Annotated in this window: 22 protein-coding genes; 11 read left to right on the forward strand and 11 right to left on the reverse strand. The window is 50.3% G+C overall.

Annotated elements, in window-relative coordinates:
• Window positions 1-378 precede the first annotated feature (378 nt).
• Window positions 379-2,148: a GH39 family glycosyl hydrolase gene (locus tag F1593_RS19195; RefSeq protein WP_149403182.1), complete on the forward strand. Its 1,770-nt coding sequence runs from the start codon at window positions 379-381 to the stop codon at window positions 2,146-2,148.
• Between the two features lie 334 nt (window positions 2,149-2,482).
• Here the strand turns inward: F1593_RS19195 and F1593_RS19200 are convergent, their stop codons facing one another.
• On the reverse strand, window positions 2,483-3,679 hold the full coding sequence (locus tag F1593_RS19200; protein ID WP_172632257.1) for a cytochrome P450: 1,197 nt from the start codon (window positions 3,677-3,679) through the stop codon (window positions 2,483-2,485).
• Between the two features lie 301 nt (window positions 3,680-3,980).
• Between F1593_RS19200 and uvsE the strand changes: the two genes are divergently transcribed.
• The gene (gene uvsE / locus F1593_RS19205) at window positions 3,981-4,874 is read left to right on the forward strand and encodes a UV DNA damage repair endonuclease UvsE (protein ID WP_149403184.1); all 894 of its coding nucleotides are present in this window, start codon (window positions 3,981-3,983) and stop codon (window positions 4,872-4,874) included.
• 410 nt (window positions 4,875-5,284) lie between these two features.
• Here uvsE and F1593_RS19210 read toward each other — a convergent pair whose 3' ends face one another.
• The 5 genes from F1593_RS19210 to F1593_RS19230 all read right to left on the reverse strand — a co-directional run bounded on the left by F1593_RS19210 (window position 5,285) and on the right by F1593_RS19230 (window position 8,640).
• Entirely contained in the window at window positions 5,285-5,833 is a 549-nt protein-coding gene (locus tag F1593_RS19210) for a hypothetical protein (RefSeq protein WP_149403185.1), read from the reverse strand.
• Window positions 5,834-6,138: 305 nt separating this feature from the next.
• Window positions 6,139-6,495 (reverse strand): hypothetical protein, encoded by a 357-nt coding sequence (locus tag F1593_RS19215; RefSeq protein WP_149403186.1) that lies wholly within the window; start codon window positions 6,493-6,495, stop codon window positions 6,139-6,141.
• The gene (locus F1593_RS19220; RefSeq protein ID WP_172632258.1) at window positions 6,492-7,412 is read right to left on the reverse strand and encodes a class I SAM-dependent methyltransferase; all 921 of its coding nucleotides are present in this window, start codon (window positions 7,410-7,412) and stop codon (window positions 6,492-6,494) included. The genes F1593_RS19215 and F1593_RS19220 overlap by 4 nt, the downstream gene beginning before the upstream one ends.
• A 385-nt stretch (window positions 7,413-7,797) precedes the next feature.
• Complete coding sequence (locus tag F1593_RS19225; protein WP_172632259.1) at window positions 7,798-8,196, reverse strand: DUF3147 family protein; 399 nt, start codon at window positions 8,194-8,196, stop codon at window positions 7,798-7,800.
• Between the two features lie 93 nt (window positions 8,197-8,289).
• Window positions 8,290-8,640, reverse strand: coding sequence for a DUF3147 family protein (locus tag F1593_RS19230; protein WP_149403189.1), 351 nt, complete (start codon window positions 8,638-8,640; stop codon window positions 8,290-8,292).
• A gap of 463 nt (window positions 8,641-9,103) precedes the next feature.
• On the opposite strand from F1593_RS19230, the gene F1593_RS19235 reads away from it, so the two are divergent.
• The 5 genes from F1593_RS19235 to F1593_RS19255 all read left to right on the forward strand — a co-directional run bounded on the left by F1593_RS19235 (window position 9,104) and on the right by F1593_RS19255 (window position 12,766).
• Entirely contained in the window at window positions 9,104-9,568 is a 465-nt protein-coding gene (locus tag F1593_RS19235; RefSeq protein WP_149403190.1) for a hypothetical protein, read from the forward strand.
• On the forward strand, window positions 9,568-10,791 hold the full coding sequence (locus F1593_RS19240) for an NRAMP family divalent metal transporter (RefSeq protein WP_149403191.1): 1,224 nt from the start codon (window positions 9,568-9,570) through the stop codon (window positions 10,789-10,791). Before F1593_RS19235 ends, F1593_RS19240 begins: the two co-directional genes overlap by 1 nt.
• A gap of 3 nt (window positions 10,792-10,794) precedes the next feature.
• On the forward strand, window positions 10,795-11,163 hold the full coding sequence (locus tag F1593_RS19245; protein ID WP_149403192.1) for a hypothetical protein: 369 nt from the start codon (window positions 10,795-10,797) through the stop codon (window positions 11,161-11,163).
• Window positions 11,163-11,453 (forward strand): PRC-barrel domain-containing protein, encoded by a 291-nt coding sequence (locus F1593_RS19250; protein ID WP_149403193.1) that lies wholly within the window; start codon window positions 11,163-11,165, stop codon window positions 11,451-11,453. The genes F1593_RS19245 and F1593_RS19250 overlap by 1 nt, the downstream gene beginning before the upstream one ends.
• 338 nt (window positions 11,454-11,791) lie before the next feature.
• Window positions 11,792-12,766, forward strand: a complete 975-nt coding sequence (locus F1593_RS19255; protein ID WP_149403194.1) for a purine-nucleoside phosphorylase — start codon at window positions 11,792-11,794, stop codon at window positions 12,764-12,766.
• Between the two features lie 145 nt (window positions 12,767-12,911).
• Here the strand turns inward: F1593_RS19255 and F1593_RS19260 are convergent, their stop codons facing one another.
• Window positions 12,912-13,466: a FliH/SctL family protein gene (locus F1593_RS19260; protein ID WP_149403195.1), complete on the reverse strand. Its 555-nt coding sequence runs from the start codon at window positions 13,464-13,466 to the stop codon at window positions 12,912-12,914.
• Between the two features lie 5 nt (window positions 13,467-13,471).
• A complete protein-coding gene (locus F1593_RS19265; protein WP_149403196.1) occupies window positions 13,472-13,912 on the reverse strand; it encodes an RpnC/YadD family protein in 441 nt (146 codons plus the stop codon).
• 210 nt (window positions 13,913-14,122) lie between these two features.
• On the opposite strand from F1593_RS19265, the gene F1593_RS19270 reads away from it, so the two are divergent.
• The gene (locus F1593_RS19270) at window positions 14,123-14,386 is read left to right on the forward strand and encodes an MmyB family transcriptional regulator (protein WP_149403197.1); all 264 of its coding nucleotides are present in this window, start codon (window positions 14,123-14,125) and stop codon (window positions 14,384-14,386) included.
• 55 nt (window positions 14,387-14,441) lie between these two features.
• On the opposite strand, the gene F1593_RS19275 is transcribed toward F1593_RS19270, so the two are convergent.
• Together F1593_RS19275 and F1593_RS19280 are read right to left on the reverse strand one after the other, a co-directional pair.
• Window positions 14,442-15,788, reverse strand: a complete 1,347-nt coding sequence (locus F1593_RS19275; protein ID WP_149403198.1) for an Nramp family divalent metal transporter — start codon at window positions 15,786-15,788, stop codon at window positions 14,442-14,444.
• A 517-nt stretch (window positions 15,789-16,305) separates the two neighbouring features.
• Window positions 16,306-16,575 (reverse strand): DUF6582 domain-containing protein, encoded by a 270-nt coding sequence (locus F1593_RS19280; RefSeq protein WP_235932633.1) that lies wholly within the window; start codon window positions 16,573-16,575, stop codon window positions 16,306-16,308.
• A 563-nt stretch (window positions 16,576-17,138) separates the two neighbouring features.
• Between F1593_RS19280 and F1593_RS19285 the strand changes: the two genes are divergently transcribed.
• Together F1593_RS19285 and F1593_RS19290 are read left to right on the forward strand one after the other, a co-directional pair.
• On the forward strand, window positions 17,139-17,534 hold the full coding sequence (locus F1593_RS19285) for a PPOX class F420-dependent oxidoreductase (protein ID WP_149403199.1): 396 nt from the start codon (window positions 17,139-17,141) through the stop codon (window positions 17,532-17,534).
• Between the two features lie 92 nt (window positions 17,535-17,626).
• Window positions 17,627-18,721, forward strand: coding sequence for a type 1 periplasmic-binding domain-containing protein (locus tag F1593_RS19290; RefSeq protein ID WP_216368921.1), 1,095 nt, complete (start codon window positions 17,627-17,629; stop codon window positions 18,719-18,721).
• 58 nt (window positions 18,722-18,779) lie between these two features.
• On the opposite strand, the gene F1593_RS19295 is transcribed toward F1593_RS19290, so the two are convergent.
• Window positions 18,780-20,495 (reverse strand): ArnT family glycosyltransferase, encoded by a 1,716-nt coding sequence (locus tag F1593_RS19295; protein ID WP_149403201.1) that lies wholly within the window; start codon window positions 20,493-20,495, stop codon window positions 18,780-18,782.
• Between the two features lie 296 nt (window positions 20,496-20,791).
• Between F1593_RS19295 and F1593_RS19300 the strand changes: the two genes are divergently transcribed.
• Entirely contained in the window at window positions 20,792-22,492 is a 1,701-nt protein-coding gene (locus tag F1593_RS19300; protein WP_149403202.1) for an NRAMP family divalent metal transporter, read from the forward strand.
• Window positions 22,493-22,636: the final 144 nt, after the last annotated feature.

Raw genomic sequence — 22,636 nt, forward strand, 5'->3', positions numbered from 1 at the left:
TTTATAAGAAGTGTAAAATCACAGAAATCTAAACAGTAAGTAGTATAACAGTTCTCTGTTAAAACAGTGCTAAATCTGTATTAATACTTCTTTATATTACTCTTATAAAAGAGAAGCAGGCTCTCTATCCTTCAGGGGGATTGAGAGGAGGGGGAGTTTGCGAGGGCACCTCGCGCTCCGTCATGGGCTGCCGCCCCTGCGCCCCGCTTTCACCCGTAAGGACGGAGAGCTGAGAAACTGGCTCTCTATCCTTCCAGGAGAGTAGCCATATTTTCTGGTTATTTGATCTCTTTCTGCCTGTATTACTATAATTGGAACAGGTAAACTCGGCTTTTTCTGGCATTTTTGTGCTTCACGAGAATTCTAAAAGGAGATTTCATGCACAACCGCGAGCGCTTTTATAAGCGTCCGATTTTTCGTCTGCTCGCTTTGATGATTGTTATTATTCCACTCATCATTCTTGTGGTCATACGTGTCTCGGCCTCAGCTTTTCTGGGAGGGTCGGATGCTAATATTACGATTGATTATACCCACCAGATTCGCACGCTTGATCCTTTGGCGGTCGGTGGAGTGGATGAAAGCGCCTATGGCGCGCCCAATGTGCTTATCAATGATCCTTTGCAGCAACAGCGGCTACGCACGCTGGGAACAAGATATATGCGCATCAATCTCCGCTATGCCATAGCGGGCAATCCACGCAGTCCGCTGATCTGCGGCGCACACGGCTGTGATACGCGCTGGAGCGGCGACGCCTGGGTGAATGCGATCAAGGCACTGGGCGCAGAGCCGGTACTTGAAGATCCAGTCAATCCCGGCGACTTGCCCGCGCTGGTGAAACATTTCAATAAAGATACGCATAATTATGTGAAGCGCTGGCTCGGCGGCATCAATGAGCCCAATATGCATGGTCAGAATGGGACGACCTATAGCCAGAACTTTAATGTTACCTATGATGCGATGAAGGCGGTTGATCCTACTATTCTCATCGGTGGTCCAACACTGGCCTGGTACGATCCTGGTTTCCTGCAAACATTCCTGAAAATCTCAGGGAGTCGCGTCGATTTCCTGGATTTCCATGGCTATGCACAGGGCGCGACGCAACAGCTATCATATCCTGCTCTCTTCGCCAAGACAGCACAATATGAAACCGATATCAACAATTTATACCGCTATGTACGTGAGATTGTTCCTCAGCGCGCCTCATCAATTGAGATTGAGGTGGGCGAGTGGGATCTGGATTCAGATGGGCATTTACTTGAATATACCCAGTTTACCAATGTCTGGGGCGCTTCGACGATAGGACATATTTTACGTGCCGGGGCCATCGATCTGGTCTATGCCGATAAGGGGAATTTACTGCTCAAGATGGGTACGGAACTGCCCGGTGGCTCCCTCGATCAAACAACACCTATGTATCATGCGCTGGGGATGTATACGGGTGAAAACCTCTTCCGTCGCTTTGGAACGGTGATGGTGCAGGCAACATCCACCCTCCCCAATGTTGAGGTCTATGCTTCGGATAATGACAAAAACATTGTGGTGATCAATACCAGTGCCACGGCGACACAGACTGGAAAATTCCAGCTTCAGGGCCTCTCAACAGGCACCGTCGCGCAATGGCGCAAAGATCAATCCATCGCGCTCACAGCTGCCCCGCGCTTGCTCAACACATTGACGATCAACAATGGAGGCTTCAGCGCGACGCTGCCGCCCTTCTCGGTCACCACGTTTGTGATCGATCCCAATTCATCCTCATCCTTTACGGTTCCACCGCAGGGTAGCGGTAGCACACCGACTGTACTTGCTGGCACAGCAGTGGCACAAACAGCGATCCCACCTGCTTCGCCCACGCCAACCACAAGCGCGACGGGGAACGCCTGCGTGGGTGATGGTGTTTACGTCTATCGGGATAGCAATTATCGCGGTGTGTGCGAGAACTTCACCACCGACATACCTGACTTCGCCCAAACTACCGTTGGCAATGACGTGGCCTCTTCTATCCGCATTGTCGGACCGTACACGGCGATTCTTTATAAGGATTCGCAGTATCGGAACACATCCTCTACCGTCACCGCCAACGTGCCGAATCTCTCTACGCTTGCTGTGGGCACCGATGCGCTCACTTCTCTGCGCGTACAACGCCGCTAAAGCAGCGGGCAGGAGGATGATGAGTCCTCCCTGCCCGGGCAATACCGCTTCAATAACGAGAATCTCGATGGAGAAATGTAGGTGCGTGCCGAGGTCGCAACCTCGGCACGCACCTACATTTCCCTTCATCATGCTCACCAATTGCGGTCTGTTCATCGCTTGTCTGCGTTCGGGTTGTTCGCGTTGTGGCACCATCCCTTCTCCGGATTGAAGCGGTATTGCCCTTCACGGATGGAAGCAGACGATCCTCTTGCACCGTGGTGAGATCAAAGCGGTGACACGTCCCAGGAACGTTGATCTCACCATAGCGCATGGATTGAAGCCGGGGCTGGCGCTAGTTGAAGGTGATGGGAAGCGATTGGATGACGTAGACGATGCCCGTACGTACGTTGATGGGGACATCAGGCACGCGCTTGATGTTTTTGAGCTGAGCGAGCAGCATGGGTAAAACTATCCTGGCTTCCAGGCGGGCCAGGGGCGCTCCAATACAGAAGTGGATGCCGTGGCCGAAGGTGAGATGCCGGTTGGGTTCTCGCTGGATATTGAAGTGGTCTGGATCGGGAAACTGGGCCGGATCACGGTTGGCGGAGGCATTCCAGGCCAGCACAATAGCATTGGCGGGAATCTTTTGTCCACTCAGCTCAACCTCGCTGGTGGTACGGCGCATGGTGAACCAGACAGGCGGCAGGAAGCGCAGAATCTCTTCGATGGCGTTAGGCATCAGCTCCGGCTCCTGGCGCAACTGCTCGGCCACAGCAGGATATTCGGTGAACAGGTACAGAGCATTGGCAATCAAGTTCTTGGTCGTCTCTTGTCCCGCCGCCAGCAAAAGGATACAGAAGCTGATCAATTCACGCTCACTTAAGCGTTCACCATCGATCTCGGCCACACTCAGGCTACTGATCAGGTCGTCCCGTGAAGCGGTGCGGCGCTCCTTGAGCAGGCGAGAGAAGAAAGCATACCTATGCGCCTCCATCGACTGACGCGACTGGATCACCGTACCCAGCGTCACAGGCTGCCCGGTATTTTCCTCCTCGCTAACCCAGCGCCGGAAGACATCCCAATCCTCATCGGGGACACCCAGCAGTTGCGCAATCACCCTGGCAGGAAAAGGAAAGGCTATATCCGCCACAACATCCATGCGACCCGTCGGCAGGGCAACATTGATAAGCTCCTGAGCGATCTCAGTCACACGGCCCGAAAGATGGTTCACCGCACGCGGCGTAAACGCCTGATTAACCAGATTGCGCAACTTGCGATGATCAGGCGGATCGGTAGCCACCACGGTCCCATTCAGAAAGCTGTTTTCCGAGAAACCAGGGATCGACTCAGATGAGAAGTGGCTATAATCGGTCACCACCTGATTGACATCCTCATAGCGAAACACCTGCCAGAGCCTGGATTGTGGATCATAGACCACTGGCTGGTTGGAGCGCATAGAAGCGAACCACTGGAAAGTTTGAAGCGTCTGCTCGATAGTTTGGAAACGATACGCTGAAAATTCACCTTCGGAACGACTTTGTTGCTGCATCCAGAAAATCCTTTCTCTAACCATCCCTCGCCCTCTACAAAACCTTTATAGAGGAAAGGAAGAGATATATAAGAACAAAGTTCTTTTGTTAGCATATCACATCAACCCATTCCCTCTATACGTCTGGATGCCCGCACGCGCGACATTACGCGCCCCATCCTGCTGAGTGAGCTGAGAAACATAGATGATGCAGACAAGATTGTGGGCAGGTTGACTCAAACTCTTGCTGTCAGGCGTCTCTATTCTGATACCAATACAGTCGTACGCTGAAGGAAGGAAGGAAAGAAAGAAGGAAGAAGATATGAAGCTGGGCTATGCCTGTATCAATTTGACCCTTGAGCGGACCTTCCATACCTTGCGCCTGGCAACTTTACAGGCACAGGGGATGCCATATTTGCAACAGTTGGTCAATGAGAATTTCAGCTTGCTGGCCGAAATTTTGCAGTGGAATCGTGAGCATGACATTCTGATGTATCGTCTCTCGTCAGAACTGGTGCCGTTCGGTTCTCATGACAGCGTCGATCTCGCGCAGATCGATTTTCCCTATCAGCAAGAGATTGCCGCCTTCGCAACAGGAATGCGCCTCTCAACCCATCCCGGCCACTTTACCCTGCCCTCGGCCCAGGGGGCAATCTGGAAGAATAGTCTCAAAGACTTGCGCTATCACAGCGATCTGATGGAACGCCTGGGCATCGATGGAGATATGGTATTACATGGCGGTGGCGTGTATAATGATCGTCCTGCCACATCTGCTCGTATTGTCCGTAATCTTCTTTCTTTACCTGCAGATATCTTTCGCCATATCCGCCTGGAGAATGATGAGCGCGCCTGGTCGGTAGCGGACCTCTTGCCTATCTGCGAAGAGACCGGCATCCCGCTAATCGTAGATAGCCTTCATCATCAGATCCTCGGCCATGAGCCATTCGCCGAACTGCCCTGGCAACGCATCCTGGCAACCTGGCATGGAAGCAGACCCAAACTCCACTATTCACAACAAGATCCAGCCAAACGGCCAGGAGCGCACAGCGCCTTCATCGAGGCACCCGCCTTCATCGCATTCAGCGCCAGCGTCGCCATGTCGGATTACGACGTCATGCTCGAATGTAAAGGCAAAGAACTGGCCTTACTCAAGCTCCGTGAAGACCTCGCCACGCTCTCTACCGGCACCTATCAGCCAGGCCACACGGCCCTATGAGCAATAATGAACGCAACAGACAAAAAATTCTGAATATCCCCAAATCTCATCCATAGAGACGAAACAGCAAAACAACGTAGCGAACACCCTTCACAGGCAATATCGCTAAAACAAAAAAATCATGATGGAGAAGTGCGCTTTCCCGTTCATCGTACGATATGTTCTCCCGTAGGCTCATCCGTACCGCAACCATCATGCCCGTCACAGAGCGTTGGAGCGAGATGTCGGTGCGAGCAAGGGGAAAGCGCACCTCGGCTGTGACCTACGTTCTCCCTCATTCGTGTTTTTCCCCAAATTATTTTATTGAAGCGGTATTGCTTTTCAGGGGTGGAGTCGGACACAAATGTCGTCCACTCCCCCGTAGAACGGGGGCCGCTACGTGGGCTCTCCCGTTACGGTGGTTTTTGGGTCTAGAGGATGTGTTGGGCGGTGCCGCGCAGCGCGATGGTGCTATAGGTGAGCCGGGCTGGCGGTAAAAGGATGAATCCCCGGTGGTGGACATATATGCCAAGAGTCTCAAAGTGGGCTGGAACAGCGCTTATGAGGTCGATGGGCGGCAAGAGAAGCGTGAGCGCTACGATGCCAACATCGGGATTACCAGGGAAGTAGACAGTGATCAGGGTTCCGAGTGAACTATCCTGCACGCCTATATTGCTCCCATTCCACGTCTGCTTGCCCTGTGAACCCTGATAGGAGAGTTGCGCGCTTACCTGGTTGTAGGTTATGTAGGTGTGTGAACCTGTAAAGATGAAGAAGTTTGCCTCCAGTTGCGCTGGTCGCATCCTCATCTGGCTGTTCTGCATATCCTGACTAGCGGGCGAATGACCACTATGAGTGACTGGCGCACTGGCAAAAGCGTGGGATGCCTGTGCTAGCATCAACACAAGCATAAGTAGAGAAGCTAATCCATACAGAGCACGTTTTCCAGCGAACTTGAAGCTATAAGGAACGAAGTACATAAAATCGCATCTCCTTAAAGAAAACTTGCTGCATGAGCAAGCAGAATATACACTTCTTCTTTTATTATAATCGAATAACAAACTCATAAACATCTATAACGTTTTTCAAGCTTTAAGCTTTGGAGGCTGGCTCTCCATCCTTCCAGACAATATCGCTCAAAGAACGAGAATGGATGGTGCAACAACGCGAACAACCCGAACGCAGATAAGCGATGAACAGATCGCAATTGGTGAGCATGACGAAGGGAATTGTAGGTGCGTGCCGAGGTCGCAACCCCCACTTTCACCCTCAAGTTTGATGGAGGCTACTGGCTTCGTTCTAAGGATGTTTTCAGGCCGTTGAGATCGGCGATGATGGTATTTCGCTCGCCTATCATTGGATTGGATGCGTAGAACTTGCGTAAGGCATCTACCATTATGTTCAGTGCCAATAGTTCATCAGTGTTGATGGTGAGCATGATGGTGATGGTTGTGTTTTGTTGATCGATGGTACTCAGGAGTTTTCCCTGGACAGCTTGCAACAAGCGAAGCGTGGCATTGCGCTCCGCGGATGGCACGGTGTTTTCCCAGGCCAGACGACGATAGGATTGAATATAGGTGACCAGTTTCCGAGCTTGTGTTGGTGTCATGTGAAAGCTGATCGGAAGCGGTGCTGTGTTCATAAGGAAGAAGCTCTTCTTCCATAGGCGGCGTGAAAGACGTAGGAGGCATGCAGTGTTTCCCATTCCTCGGCTACACTCTGAACCCAGGCATCAAACTGCTCGGGAAGTATATTTGCCTGTATGCAATAGACACCTTTGAGCGCATTAAAGGCACTTATAACATTGGCTTTGAGCATTGATCCCACATGCCCGCCCCAGGCACCAAGCGGCGCGGGAATGTTTTGTATCTCAACATCCTGCACTCCCGCCTCAACCAGGAGCATCCCTAATTGAGAGACCATCCCCATATCGAAGCCGCGTTGTTTGCTCTGATTTCCCATCCATTCAAGCAAGCGCGCCGTTTCTGGTCCTGCATTCTTAATGGTCACCCCAATCTCCAGAATCTCTATCCAGCCCCCGGGACGCGTCACGCGAATAAGCTCCTGGATCACAGCCGGCCAGTCAGCGGTCGGGATTGCGGCAACCAGTAACCGCTGATGAACAAAGGCAAACTGCTTCTCAGGAAAGGGCAATCCCTTCAAGATATCCGCGATCATGAAAGTATAAGCAGCCGTCGAAGGAAATTGAAAGGAAGAGGAAGAAACATCCAATCCGACTGTATGCGCCTTTGGAAAGAGGCGGCTCATCTCAACCGGCCAGATACCTGTGCCGGTGCCCACATCGAGAATGGTATCCGTCTCGGGTGCCAGCGGCGCGAGATAATGATTACCGATAGCGGCATAAAGGGCGCGATGTTGAAAATTGAGACGCGTATCTTCTTGCGCATCTTTGGGTAAAAAATAAGGAGTATCCGTCAGGCGAGCACGATCATCGATAGAACGTGGAACCGTTAGGTGCGGTTCTGGCGGAGTTGATGAATGATCAGGAGTAAAAATAACTGTCTGGCGACGACGGAAAGGCCACTGGCGAAGTTTCATGCGACATCCCTTTCGAGAACAAGGCAAGAGGCACACTGAAGCACATTTCTCTCCCAAAAGCATTTCCGTCAGCATCTTCGCTTACGAACTCATAAAAAGTGAGAGGAGCGCTGTATAACAATAAATATGTATCTATGTGAATAACGAGATCATATCCGTTATGTAACGCCAGGAATGTGTGCTAAACGCGTATCATAGGTCGTTTGGCAGAATACGCAAAGCCGAGTATTCTCTCATCAGAGCGAGAATGAACATGAAAAGGTATTAGATCTGTACATATGGATTGCCTATCCACAGATAGTGTTTAATTCCCACTCCCATCGGGATCTTGCTGCTCACTGGCTGGCAAGCGTGTCTCACTATGCTTCCAATAGTACTTCCACGACTATCCTCTATTCACTTTCAACAATTTGGCTTTGAAGCATATGGCGTAGAGAGCTATGCCACAGACAAACCAGAGCACGAGTCCTAACAGCAAAGAGACAGTTCCCGCCATCACGCCCAGCGTGACGCTGACAAATATTGCCGTCAGGACAAATGAGATCGCGCCAATGATGCCTCCACGCGCATCTGCTTCAGCATCATGCTTCCCATCCTGGCGACGAATAATGGTCAGGCTCGCCAGCAGGATTGCGGGAAAGGCGGTAAAAATTCCTCCGATGCGGGGATTGATCCAATGGCCGATAAGGGCCGCGATGACCGAAATAATTCCTCCAAAGAGGAAGCGAATGGCGTAATCTTTCCATTGAATATGTCTTAACTGTGAAAAATCAACCTTCCACATAGCATGCTCCTCCAAATTTGCACAACCAGGAACCATGGCACAGCACATCCTGTATGATCCTGGCAAGGTCCTACTGCTCGCTATTCAGTCAGATTACCAGCCCAGCATGAAACGTAGGACAGCAAAGGTGCCAAATGCCACCACAAACCAGCCAGCCAGTGATCCCATTAAGCCAGGGAAAAGCTTATAGCGCTTGATGGCTGGTGTTGCTACGAGACAATAAAAAATCATGCCGACCGCGCCCGCAATAGCCCCTTGCGCGGTAAGAGTCGCATGGGCCGCGCCTTTCGTACAGAGCGTAATCACCAATCCCGCCATGAAGACAGAAGGGGCCGCAGAAAAAAAGCCGCCAAATTGCTTCGGCTGGCAGATCTGGGATATCAGCGCAAAAATACAGACGAGAAGACCGCCGGCAAGAAACCTGGCAAGATACTCCAATAGCATACGTGGCTCCAATCCATCGCTTCAAAAACATACGCTGCAACACAAAACACCTCAATCCATCTTTTTTCATGCCGCGTTCAAATTCCTGCCAGTCTGTTCACTCTATGCCATAAGGATAGGTCGTAGGAGGCGTAAAAGAGTTCGTTCCTCTAATCTTATAGGTCCAGCGGCAAAACATGACGGGTCTTCATATGGAGAAGCGCTATATTTTGTACGGACCAGCGAAATGACTGGATGCAAATAGTATCAACATGTTAACAAGCTGAACATCTGGCAGTGGGATTGCGGGCCAGGAAGATGCATCAGACACAGCAAAGGAAGAGTGAGATTCCCCTATTGCTCCTATTTTGTGCCCTGTCTCAGGCTATAAATGAACCTTTTATGCATGCTCATACGTGCCTCAAGAAGACAACTAGCAATAGACGCCAGGGGATAAATTGCGCCTATGTACAGGGAACGATATATGATCCAAATTACAGGACTATCAGTAGTTCAAACGACAACGCCTCAGCATCACAAACCTTCAAGGTATACCCATCTAGTGGTTCTCCTTCCATTGTGCGCGCTGCTACTGATCACAACCGGCTGCCAGTTCAAGCAATCTGCCTTTGCACTGATGGCAGGCAATACCGGTTCAAGCTTTGCAGCCGCCGCCATGACGTTGGACTATGCGCATAAGGGGAGTGTAACCGCCACCTATGCCAGATCCGCGTTTCAGAGCTATCAGAGCCAGTTGCAAAATGTCGATCAACAGTTATCAGCCCGGGCTGGTGCCCCCGACAACCGAACGATCCAGGAATTATTAAAGCTCTATCAGCCTGCTATGCAGGCCATTAATCATCCCTGCCTGGAGGCTGCCTGTCACTGGCAGGCGCAAATTACAGCGCTAAACCAGGCCAGTCAGGCCTTTCTGAAGGCGGGTGAATAATGAAGAAATGGCTCTCGATAACACTTGGGATTGTCACCGCCATCGGAGGATTTCTGGATGCCGGGACGATTGCGACCTCTGGTGAAGCGGGGGCAAAGTTCGGCCTGGGCTTGATCTGGGCAATTCTGCTGGCGACAGTGATGGCGATTCTGCTGGTTGAGATGGTTGGTCGCTTCACGGCGGTCTCCCAGAAGCCCTATGCCGCTGCGATCCGTGAGGAATTGGGCTTCCGCTTTTATCTCTTTCCGCTGATCAGTGAAATCATTGCCGAGGGACTACTGTTAACGGCGGAATTGGGTGGTATGGCGATTGCTCTCTCGCTCGTCACAGGCCTCTCCTGGCACATCCTCTTCCCCGTGGCCGTAGTGATTGTGTTCTTGATGGCATGGCGGGCACCCTTTGATTGGATTGAGAATGGCCCGGCCATCTTCGGCATGCTCATGTTAGCGTTTCTGGTGGGCGTCTTTGTGATGGGCGGCCCATCCCAGGAAACCGTGCAGACCCTCTGGAAGCCGGTGATCAAGCCAGGTGAGCTAGCTGACTATTTCTATCTTGTCGCGGCCATCCTTGGAGCCACGATCAGTCCCTACCTGCTCTACTTCTATTCGTCAGGCACACGCGAGGAAGGATGGTCCGGCAAGTCGCTCTTGCTCAATCGTATTACGGCCTTCGCCGGTATGGGCTTTGGAAGCCTGGGCTCAATCACGATTGTGATCATGTCCGCGATTGTCTTGCAGCCACAGAATATACAGGCGAGCACGCTGGGTGAGATTGGTCTGACACTGGCAACCCCCTTTGGCAAAATAGGATCGCTTATCTTTGCCTGTATCCTCTTTGTGACCTGTCTTGGCGCGGCGCTAGAGTGTGTGCTGGCGCTCTCTTATAACGTAGCGCAGGGCTTCGGTTGGCCGTGGGGAGAAAACAAGAAACCGGTTGAGGCGGCCCATTTCAACCTGATCCTCGTACTGTTTCTGGTCATCGCCTTGCTCATCAATCTTATCGGTATTGAGCCCTTGCAGCTGGCACTTTTTGCCTCAACTATTATCGCCCTGTTTCTGCCCCTTTCATTACTACCATTTTTGATCATCATGAACAATCGACAATATCTAGGCGACAAAATCAATAAGCCCTGGCTCAACATCCTTGTGCTGCTGATTCTCTTGATTGCGTTTGTCGTCTCGATCACAGCTATTCCGCTTGAGCTCCTGAGCGGTGGAGGATAAACGATGAACGCCAACAACGATGATATTTTCTCTATCGCGGACATTATTGATTCGCAACTGGAAAGTAGTGATCGGCAGAATGTCGGTCGGGTCGCTGATATTGAGGCTGAGTGGCGGGAAGACGGAACCCTTGTCTTATGTCATCTTGTCACCGGCCCGCAAGCACTATCAGGTCGGATCGCCAGGCCACTGCGTTCATTGGCGCAACGCCTCCTGCATGATCGCTTTGAATACAGCATCCCATTGAGTGATGTAGAAAAATTTGGGCCAACCCTGAGATTACGCCGGAAGGCCAGAGATTATCCAGTAGGGCGTTCCGAGCGCTGGATCGCCGAGCATATTCTACGCTGGATACCAGGAAGTGGATATTGATGAAACAGCATACAAACAAGATTTTTCTCGGTGATCTTATGGGCTGTAAGATCGTCACCGCCGAAGGCAAGGTCCTGGGGCATATTCATGATGTCGAAATTAGCGCAGGGCCAGAGTATCAGGTCACAGCCCTGCTCTATGGTCGAGGTGGCCTTGAAAATCATCTCCATATGCTCAATCCATTCCGAGGCGAACAGCAGCCACCAGCCAGGCCCAAAAGCATTCCCTGGCGTAAAATTGCCTCTATTGAGCAGCATACCGTGCGCTTGCGAGCAAGTAAGGACGACTAAAGCAAAGACTCCTCAGAGACGCAATAAAGGCACACTAGCAATCCTGGAATGGCACATATTGCAACACCATGACACACCATGACAAATGGGTAGCCTCGATTGACAAAAAAAATACCCCTGCCTATACTTGAACTCAACTACTACTCGCTTGCTCTGGAAGCGTAGGAAACCATTCAGCTTTCCCTCCATCAGTGCTCCTTCTCCCAGGGGGAAGAGAGCATGAGCGAACTCCATAGCAGGTAGGTACGTAAGCCCCACGAGATGCAGAGTTGGGTTCTGCAAGTACCTCTACCCTTATTTGTTGTCGCGTCTCTATTGTAGAGAGGGAATCCAGGCCAATGAACGTCACAACGTCATTCAAACGTCGTCCCATTATTTTTATGTGCCTCGCACTCTGTGCAGCGATGCTCCTGACAACCCTGCTGAGCTTTAGCCGGGTACAGGCAGCGCAAGGACCCTTTCAGGTCAAAGTATTGGTTTTGACGATGTTTTCGTCAGAAACACAGCCCTGGTTGGCTCATGAGAGCTTACCACTTGACTTTAAAAGTACCGGTGCTTTTAGTGATGTCCATTGTAACAGTAATGGTCTCTGCGTCACCACAACAGGTGAGGACAAAACCAACGCCTCCGCAAGCCTGATGGCGATTGTGCGCGACCCACAATTCTCATTCCAGAACAGCTACTTTCTGACGGCGGGTATCGGTGGGACAACGCCAGCCCACGGCACACTTGGGTTTGCTGCCTGGGCACGCTGGGTGGTTGACTGGGACCAGGGACATCATCTGCTCCCCAGCACGGCCCCCAACACGCCTTATGGATATCTACCTATCACGAAGGCCGGTACCACTGCCTTTCATCTCAACGAGCAACTGACCAATCTTGCCATGACGGTCACGTCGCACTTGAATTTACAGGATAGTGCCACCGCTGTTGCTACCCGTCAGAAATATCCGGGGCAGGCGAATCAGCATCCCTTTGTCACCACCTGCGACACCATCGCTGGTGACGACTATTGGGCTGGTCAGCAGCTCTCAGCCGAGGCGCAATCTATCACCAGCCAGCTCACCAATGGGAAGGGAACCTACTGCACAACCGAGCAGGAAGATAGCGGGGTTGCCACGGTTCTCCAGCGTATGGGCTATCTGGATCATTATCTGGACTTACGTACTGGCAGCAACTTTGATCAGCCATCGGCGGGTCAATCGGTGCAGGCTCTGCTCTCAGGCTTTCCTGGCGGCAGTATCGCACTCTCCAACGCCTATCTCGTAGGCTCCACGATGGCCCATTACCTCGTTACTCATAACGCGCAATAGTAAAGCAGCGGCAGGTCCTATCGAAATGGTAGGATCTGCCATCCTGGCAGGACTGTTTGCTACCTGATATGAGAGAGATCTTCAAGCATGGCAAATCTCCCTTTCAACCATTCTCAACAAAATGCTATGCAGGCTTATCGCAACCTCAACTATTCGAATGCAAAGCAGCCAGCAAGTGGTGCCGGGCCTCAGCCTCAGTTTGGGCTTGAGCAATCTGAAACAATGCAGTATTTAATACATCCTCAGTGAACGTTTTTTGGGAAAACTCTTCCACCAACGGTAAGAGCATCGGAAAACGACGCTTCACAAAATACCGCAACGGCTTCAACATCCCTCTTTGTTCCCCGATTTGTTCCCCTTTTTGTTCCCCGATTGCAATGCCTTTTTGTTCCCCGATTGCGATGCCTTTTTGTTCCCCGATTGCGATGCCTTTTTGTTCCCCGATTTGCTTCCCGATTGCAATGCCTTTCTCCTCGGCGCGTTCGCGAAGTCGGCGAAAGGTCCAGCTATCCTCTAAAAGATCTTCAAGCATGGCAAACCTCCGGTCCAACCAATCTTTATCGGTCTGGTCGTGAAATGTGAGTCCCGATATCCCATAGAGTAGAGAGAGTAGTTCTCTGCTCTGCCGGTCGGGATCGCCTTTTGAAAGTACATGTATCGCCTCATCGACCACATCCAGATGCGCCCCATCACGGGTCATTGGTATCAGTGGAAGGAGTCCTTTGAGATGTTTTGAAAGATTTCTGCGGTTGGCAGTTCCCATAGTTTAATGATATCAAACTCAAATCGCCCTACCTCTCTTCCATCAACATTATATAGTATATACGGTGAACTGAGCGCGATGGGCTCTTTTTTGAGAAAGATAACAACAGAATGAACCGGACATTGGTATTTCCCACGCGCCAGGATGTTGTATTCCTGCAAGCGGTGCCCCATCGTCTCGTCGCGACGGGTTTGGAACTCGATATGCAGGATCATGCGAGATCCATTGCTACGTACTGCATATAAGCAGTCGGCGTTGCGTGTGACCTGGAACTGGGGAGAAAGTTCTTTTTCGATGATCGCGCCATCGATCAGCCAGGTGGCATAGTCTTGCGCGGCATAGCTAATTAATTGTTTGAAATAGTTGTCCCACTGACCCGGCATACCATTGTCCCTCTTTCCTCACGTACCACATCCTCGATCTGTTAATAGCATAGCCAATTTTGAACACATTGTCGAGAGGTTTTAGAACCTATTTTTCAATCATGAAGATATTGTAATGTGATGGGCTTGCGTGTCACCACCCCTGGCTCGGCATGTGCTGGCCCAATTCCGCGCCACCTTTGACCATTTCCGGCACGATCCGATCCCTGGATGCAAGAATTGCTTCAAGAACTGCTGTGTGATAGCTCTGAATTCCGAACGTGGTGGCCTGAGCATGAAGTACAGCGTATCCAGGAAGGCCACAAAGCATTCGATCATCCCGAAGCTGGACGCCTCATTTTTGAGCATCTCACCTTTCAGGTCTATGATACACCCAACCTGAAGGTTACTGTCTATACTCCGGTCGAGGGAACTGAGACGCCAGCGAAGATTAACCAACTCCTGCGAGAATGGGAGGGCGCATCGCTCCCATAGGAACACTACAGAGACCTCCCACTTCCGCGCCTCTGCGACCGGATTGAGTGAAGATTCAGCCCAGTAATTGGATGCCAAAAAAGGAGCATACTTGCACGGCCACTGAGAGGATGGCGAGCAGGCTTACGATGATGGTCAATGTATATGCTAACGCGTTGAAAATAGGCCCATTGGTATATGTGCCCATCAGACGTTTGTTATTGACCAGCCATAAGACGGAAAACAGGATCACCGGAAGCACGATACCATTGAGCAGGTAGAGGTTGAGCAGTACCTGGACCACTGGCAAATTCGGTAGCATCGCCACCACCACGCCGATGATGATCAAGGCGGTAAACAGGCCCCAGAAAACAGGTGCCTCCTTCCAGCTTTTGCTGACCCCATTCTCCAATCCCAGCGTTTCTGTAATGGAGTAGCAGGTTGAAAGTGGCAAGACTCCGGCTGCCAGGAAGGATGCACCCAGCAAGCCTATAGCAAACACGGTACTCGCGAAATGGCCCAGAAAAGGGGCTAGCGCCAGAGCGGCATCCGCCGCATCCTTCAATACCACTCCTTTGCCTCCGCTATGCACAAATAACGTGGCGGCACAGGCGATGATAATGACACCAGCCACCAGATTGGAAAAGATGGCCGCGCTATAGACATCAATGCGCTCATGCCCATACTCGCGCATATTGACGCCGCGCTCGACGACAGCACTTTGAATGTAGATTTGCATATACGGACTAATTGTCGTGCCGACTGCTGTTACCAGCATAAATAGATAGGCGCTATTGAATTGAATCGTTGGCACCACTGATCCAATCGCAACCTGTCCCCAGGCAGGCTTTGCCAAAAAGGCTGCGATAAAGTAGGCAAAAAAGACCAGTGTTAAGGCCAGAAAGATCTTTTCTACGCGTGCATATGATCCTTTAACGACCAACCACCATAAGAGGAAACCCGCCACGGGGGCGCTAATCCAGGGGGGAACATTGAAGATTCTCAGAGCAGCAACGATACCAATAAATTCTGAAATAATGACGCCGCTATTGGCAAGCAAAAAGGATAACATGACCAGAGCCGTGACTCGTAATGGAAAATTCTCTCGAATAAGGTCAGATAGACCTTTCCCGGTCACCGCGCCCATACGGGAACACATCTCCTGCACAATCGCCATACCCAGGGTCAATACCACCATTACCCACAACATCGAATAACCAAATTGCGCACCCATACTACTATAGGTATAGATACCGCCCGCGTCATTGCCCGCGCTGGCGGCGACCAATCCGGGTCCCAGCACACTCAGGGGAAGCAACCAGGAAGCACGCCGGCGCTTCCTGGTATGCGAGAGTGAACCCTTGCCAATATCCTTCTGAACAGAAGCTAGCGCCCCTGTATCGTTGCGAAAATCTTTCCTCATATCAACCCTCATATATTCTGTCTGTGAACCCGCCCCGCTGCTCAGCAAAACGGCCACAGTGATAGGATAGGTAAAGTGGATGCTAGTTCCCCGGGACACATCAAAAGACATCCCGAGCACAGCATAATGCACATACGTATAAAAAAGTCAGCAGAGCTGCAATGAGCAAGCAGAGTGAGGATGTCACTTCCAATTTCATGCAGGAAACTACATCAAGGGGTGCAAAAGGGATATCTCATGCTGCTCACGTGTCTATATAGGTGAGGGGAGCAAGCGAGCAGTGAGTGGAAGAATGCAGAACCAGTCAAGAGGAACCATCAACAAACCACTCACTACCGGGCAAGTTCCCCGGTAGTGTAGACGCCTTCATCAGAAGGATGACTACGACCAGCGTCCATTCGGTTCCTCACTTTCGTCTCATATTTGGCCGGAAGAGGCGAACATCAGATGCAACTTCGTGCATAGTATAGTCAAGAGGACCAGGAAAAGTCAAGCAAAAGCCAGAATTTGCCCGGGCTCAATCCTTTGGAATGGAGCGCCCATTGCGGGTGAACAGTTCATGCCAATCTTTTTCCTGAAGTTCGACATCAAACTTCCTGGCGGCTTCCTGAATGCGTTTCCAGGCTTCAGCACGCTCTTTATTCGACACGCCTTCCACCTGATCAAAGCGCGAGACCGCTTCCCGCACATGCCGTCCATCCACCAGAGGTTCTTTACGTTCGCGTGGAAAGGCAAAGGCGCTCTCAGGTAACTTCTCACGCTCATGTTCGGATAATTTTGTCATCATACCCTCCTCTTTTTTACAAAGTGTTTGATTCCCACTCCCAGCGGGATCTTGCTGTTTGACCTGCTGGCAGGCGCTTGCGCGCCTGCGCCCTTTTTATTGTGTGATGTAGAAAAGGTTCTTCGAACCTTTTCTACATCACACAATAAAAATCTTTTTGAGCACCATTGGTGCGAAAACTCATGCACAGAGATCCTGGAGAGCATAGGAATAAAACACATTCTTAGAGACACTATAGATGCTAAATGATGAGCTATAGCGAGATTTCGCTTTGTCTGTTTCACAGTATAATCTCCCTTCTAATACGATAAGAGTGGTTTCATCGGTTCAAAAATGGAGACTCGACGATTACACCTGACGAGGGAGGCCCAATGAAATGATCAGCACGAGAAAAGGTCGTGTCACTCTTTTTCGCGGATGTAGCGTGTAGAGATTGGCTCGTGTGTAGCGTTATGAAGCTGTGTTAAAAACCTATCAGCCCCTGTTGCAGCATCTGTTTGCTGGCATACCTTATCATGAGGATAGAACAGGTATACTGAAAACGTCCATGAATGGAGGAAGTAATTATGGCAGTAATTCCAGAGAAATACAAAGACATCTTGAACACAAATGCGGCTTCACATGTCGCGACCATCGGACCCAAGGGCGAGCCGCACAGCACCCCGGTCTGGTTCGATTGGGATGGCGAACATATACGCTTCAGTCTCACCAAGGGCCGTCAGAAGTATCGCAATCTGCAACGCAATCCACAGATTGCCCTTTCCATCACCGATCCCAAGCTACGAGAACGCTATCTGGAGATTCGGGGCAGCGTTGAGCGTATTGATGAAGATCCCAAACTGGACTTCATCAATAAGATGGCAAAGAAATACCTCGGCATGGATAAATATCCCTGGCACCAGCCTGGCGACGAGCGGGTCGTTGTCGTTGTCAAGCCAGAACATGCCACCTATCAAGGCTAACCCAGACAACGTAGGCCCGATCCCTTGCGGTCGGGCTCTGTGAATCGTACGCTAGTGTCTCTGTTGCCTCTTCTCAGAAAACGAAGGACATCGTGACGAAACTACGGGCCACCTTGCTCACACCTTTAAGCGGTTCACTGGCTCCCTTTGGACAGGCCTGCGCCACCGGGCTTCTCCTCTGGGCACAACACGCCTCACAGCTACCCACACCATGGACTGGCGTGGAACTTGCGATCCAGGACATCGGTAGCTCCCGTGGAGCGCAAATGGATGCAAGCATACGGGCTGCTCTGAATACACGGCCCGATGTCCTGTTTGGTCCCTATGGAAGCAATACCATGCTGGCGGCTGCACGTGCCACGCAGCAGGTGATCTGGAATCACGGAGGCGCAACCTCTCAACTGGCCCATCCCACTTTCCCACACGTCATCAATATCCTCTCACCCGCCTCTACCTATTTTGTGGGCGTATTACAGGCGGTACGCACCTCTGATCCCGATGCAGAGACAGTCTCTCTCTTCCATAGCAATAGCGGCTTTGGCAAAGATATAGCCAGGGGAGCCATACAGGCAGCTAACGACCTCAAATTCGCGCTCCAGGCTATCCCATTCGAGCCCCGGCACGCCAGAGAAACGACGACACGCATACCACAGGCGCATATATTACTGGTCGCGGGCAACTTTGAGGATGAGCTGGCGGTCGCCCCCATCCTCTTGCGACGTCCGTGGCGGGCGGCAGCATTTGTCGGAGCTGGTGTTGAAGAAGTACTGGCCCCACTCGGAACCCGGCGTGAAGGACTACTGGGGCCAGCGCAATGGCTCGCCAGCGCCGCTCCCATACCTGATGAAGGGCCTGACGCCAACTGGTTCATTACCCATTACAGAAAAGTAGCAAACGCAGACGGCGATCCACCCTATCCAGCGGTCCAGGCATTCGCCGCTGGCCTCCTCGCAGCCCGCACCCTGTACACCACTGGCAGCCTTGATGATACCGACCTGCTCACCGCCGCCGCTCAACTCACCTGCACCACCCTTTATGGGGCATTTCAGCTCGATCCTCATAGCGGCCTGCAAAGCGGGCACCAGATCCTCATCGTCCAATGGCAACAAGGAAAACGCCGTGTCGTATGGCCTCCCCAACAGGCAGAAGCCACCTTGCAATCGGGGTCAAAGGGATTAAGCCATTAAAACACCAGGCCCTGGTGCAGGGGCGGCAGGTCCTGATTTATTGCTATCTATCTAATATTTATGAATGTATGGGCTGATAGACCAGATAGCCATCAATTTCAAAAATCTGATAATTTTCCTGCAAAAGCTGGATACGCTTTTCTACAATATGTCTGTACGCAACATCGCTATGCTCTGGAATTATATAGGCTGCGTAAGGATCAGACTCTACCCGTTGGATATAGGGAATGTACTTATTTTGGAATAAGGTTAACGCATGGCTATTTCTGTAATTGTATGCTAACGATACACCAATAATTCGTTCGTCACTGGTAAATGCCATGCGATAGACAACCCAATAATCACCATAAACATGCTTGATATTATGGGTTAACAAAGTATCGATAAACGTCTGTTCCTGTGTACTGGCAGTGCGAGCCTCTGGTATATCACGAAGAGAGAGTGCACTACCCACCATAAAGAGGGCAACAATTAACATTAGCAAACTTGCACAAAATCCCTGGCGTACCACACTCAGCATCCGACCTGAGCGCGATATGTACTGCTTGAAGCGGCGACACCCGAGCCAGAGAGGCCACAACAATGCAGGATAGCCAATCCATACCCCCATCAAATAACGTGAGTTTGTGCCAGGTCCATTAATAGGAGAGACACTGCGCAAATAGGGCAAGATATTCGCCACGATGCCAAGCAGAAGAATCAGCCAGACGACAACCAGAACAAAATGCCGATATTCTTCTACAGACCAATGGCGTCTCCGTAGAGGCCAGACTATCTTCATGAGCGAATAGAAAGCCAGGAGCGCAGAAATAAACCACAACGTGCAAAATCCAAGTGACCAGACAATACCAATATTCGTACATTGGGGAGCCCAATGCTGCTCAAAGCCCCAATATTGCAGGAAACCATATTCAGAACTATGGCAAACAGGATTCCCAGAAATAATTGGCAAGCTTACTGTAAACGTGTTAAAAAACTGCGTATAAAGGACACTAATGGTCAAGGGAACATGTCCCATTTGACTCAGAATAGTGCTGATAGAGTCATGTCCTGAAACGACATGAAGATTGTGAATGATTAAGGGTGTACTCCCAATAAGCAAACCCATCAACAATGGAACAATTGCCCCTCTAAAGATAATCTCACGCCAACTCAAGAGAAGAACCAGACAGGAACAAACAATCCATGGCACGATCAGCGTATCGCTCCACAGCCCCAGGCCAACGGCTCCTCCCCAGAGAATATATAAGAGATAACGACCGAGATTTTCTTGCCATCTTTCCTTGTAAGGATGTAAAGCCAGATACAAAGTGATCAATAAAGAAGCAGTTGAGAAGAAAAGTATTTCAGGATAACCACCAATCGCGCTCAACTGACGTGAAAGCATAGCAGTCGATCCAAAGGCAAATAGAAAAACCATGAATAAAGCAAAATATCGCGTATAAAGTTGACGGCACAATCCATACAAACAAAGCATGAAGGCTACATAGAGCACAATCATACCCAGGCGTAACACAAAAACAGAACTTCCAAATAAATTAAAGAGAAATGCCCCTATATATGCCTGTAACGATCCCATATAATCCTGTCCATAGAAAAGCAAGGGGTGCTCACCATTGCGTTGAATATGGAGTGCCATCAAACCGATAATGCTCTCATCACTGTTGGGAAGAGGCCAATTATAATAAGCAAGACATACGAGTAAAGCGATAGCAATTAACAAAATTAACGCAAGAAACAAAGTATGAGGACTAATACGCACATTTCGTTTCATAATACTTCTCATAGAACTCTATATATCCATAGAATGATAGCTTCTTTATCTAGTTCTCAGAACAAAACTATCAAGTAAAACAAAATAATAGAAGAAATTCTTCTGTTATTTTAAATCAAAACATATAAAATTATCAATATAAACAGAAAAAAAGAGCTATACTTGCATCTTATACAATGGTCAGTTCAATCCAATACAAATCTTTGCAACTTGAATGCGAATTGTTGAGTCTTCATCATCTATTGCCACGTATAAACAGTAGAATTATTTTGCTAGCTTGCACTTGAAGGATAGTTATGTCGATAGAGAATGATCCAAAGGGATTAGATGCGCTCGAAACAGGCATGCGCGTCGAGACGCCGGATAAGGACCTTGGAGAAACAGATGTCAGTCAACCCAGGGTAAAGGAAGTTATCAGGGATCGAGAGGGCGCGGTCGCAAAGATTATCATTCAAAAAGGGGCCATCTTCAAAAAGGAGTTGGAGGTGCCAGCAGATCGTATTCAGGAGATCATTACACCTGATACATTGCATCAAGCGGGCCAGGTGGTTCTCGATATAAATGAACAAGAAGCGGATGCGTTAAATGTGCACGGTATTGAAGAAATTGAGGATGAACAGACGCATCAAGATTCTTTGCTTGAGGATTCAGAAAAAAATATCCCGACCACTGAAGGCATTCGCGCAATGGAGGCGTACTCATCACTAGAGGAACATGAAGAGCAGGAAGAAGGGGCTGAGAGCCAGCAAAATGCATCTGCCGAATCACAAAAATCTTCCTCGTGGTTGAGATTGATTGGGCCTGGTTTTATCTCTGGGATGGCTGGCAATGATTCATCCGCCGTCGCCTCTTATTCGGTCGATGGCGCTCAGGTTGGGCTGGGTCACCTCTGGCTCCTGCTCTTATCCACTCCGCTCTATCAAGCCGTGCAGTACTCCTGTGCCAAAGTTGGGCGCATCACCCAAAAAGGCTTCGCGGAAGTCCTGCGCGAGAATTATGGTCGTTCTGGTGCAAGCCTGGCTTCACTGGCCCTGATTATCGCGAATGTGGCCCTGATTACAGCTGATCTCGTAGCTATCGGTAGCGGCTTCCAACTCCTGACCACTATGAGCTGGGTCTGGTTTACAGTTCCCATTGCCGTGATCCTCTGGTATCTAACGGTCTTTAGCAATTTTGACAAGCTCAAGAAGGTTTTCATCGTGATGAGCCTGGCTTTTATTGTCTATATCGTAACAGACATCCTGGCTCGACCAGACTGGATCGCAATCCTGACGAGTACCGTGGTTCCACATATCGATATGACCTACGCCAGTATCAGTAGTGCTGTCGCATTGCTGGGTGCCACCATCTCACCCTATAATATCTTCTGGCAGGTACAGGGTGAGAAAGAAGAACGTCGTCAGGGCACCTTGAAGCAGAAGCTACGCACAGCCGCATTAGATGTTGGGATCGGCGTTGTCAGCGGAAATATGGTAGCTTACTTCATCATTATCTGTACCGCAACCACCCTCTATACCCATCACAAAGCAATTACTACAGCAGCGGATGCCGCCATAGCGCTGGTGAGCGTCTTAGGTCCAGTGGCGAAATATCTGTTTGCCATTGGCTTGATTGGCTCAGGCTTAGTAGCCATTCCAGTACTGCTTGCCAGCACCTCCTATGCAGTCGCAGGCACATTTGGCTGGCCGTCAGGGCTTTCCAAAAAACCCTGGCAAAGTGAGGGCTTCTATCTGATCCTCACGGGAGCATTGGTCCTCAGCCTGTTCCTGGCGCTGCTTCATTTAGACCCCATCCAGCTCATCTTATGGGCGAATATCATTTCTGGCATTCTGGCTCCAGTCCTGATCGTATATCTGATCCTGGTTGGCAATAATCGCAAGATTATGAAGAAGCAAGGCTTTAGCTGGCTATTGAATATCTGCCTGGGCACCACCTTCGTAATCATGGTAGCAGCAGCAATCCTCTTCTTCTATAGCCTCGCAACCGGACGATCATAGACACCAACACACCACACTTTTTATGAGTCATCCCGGATTTTTGGAGAACCCGTAAAACCTCCAATCAATGAGATGAAGGAATTCCAGGAATTGCAGGCACTAGGCAAAAATGGCCTCCTGGTCTACACTGTTGGTGATTAAAAT

The sequence above is a fragment of the Dictyobacter arantiisoli genome (assembly GCF_008326305.1).
Lineage (GTDB): Bacteria > Chloroflexota > Ktedonobacteria > Ktedonobacterales > Ktedonobacteraceae > Dictyobacter > Dictyobacter arantiisoli.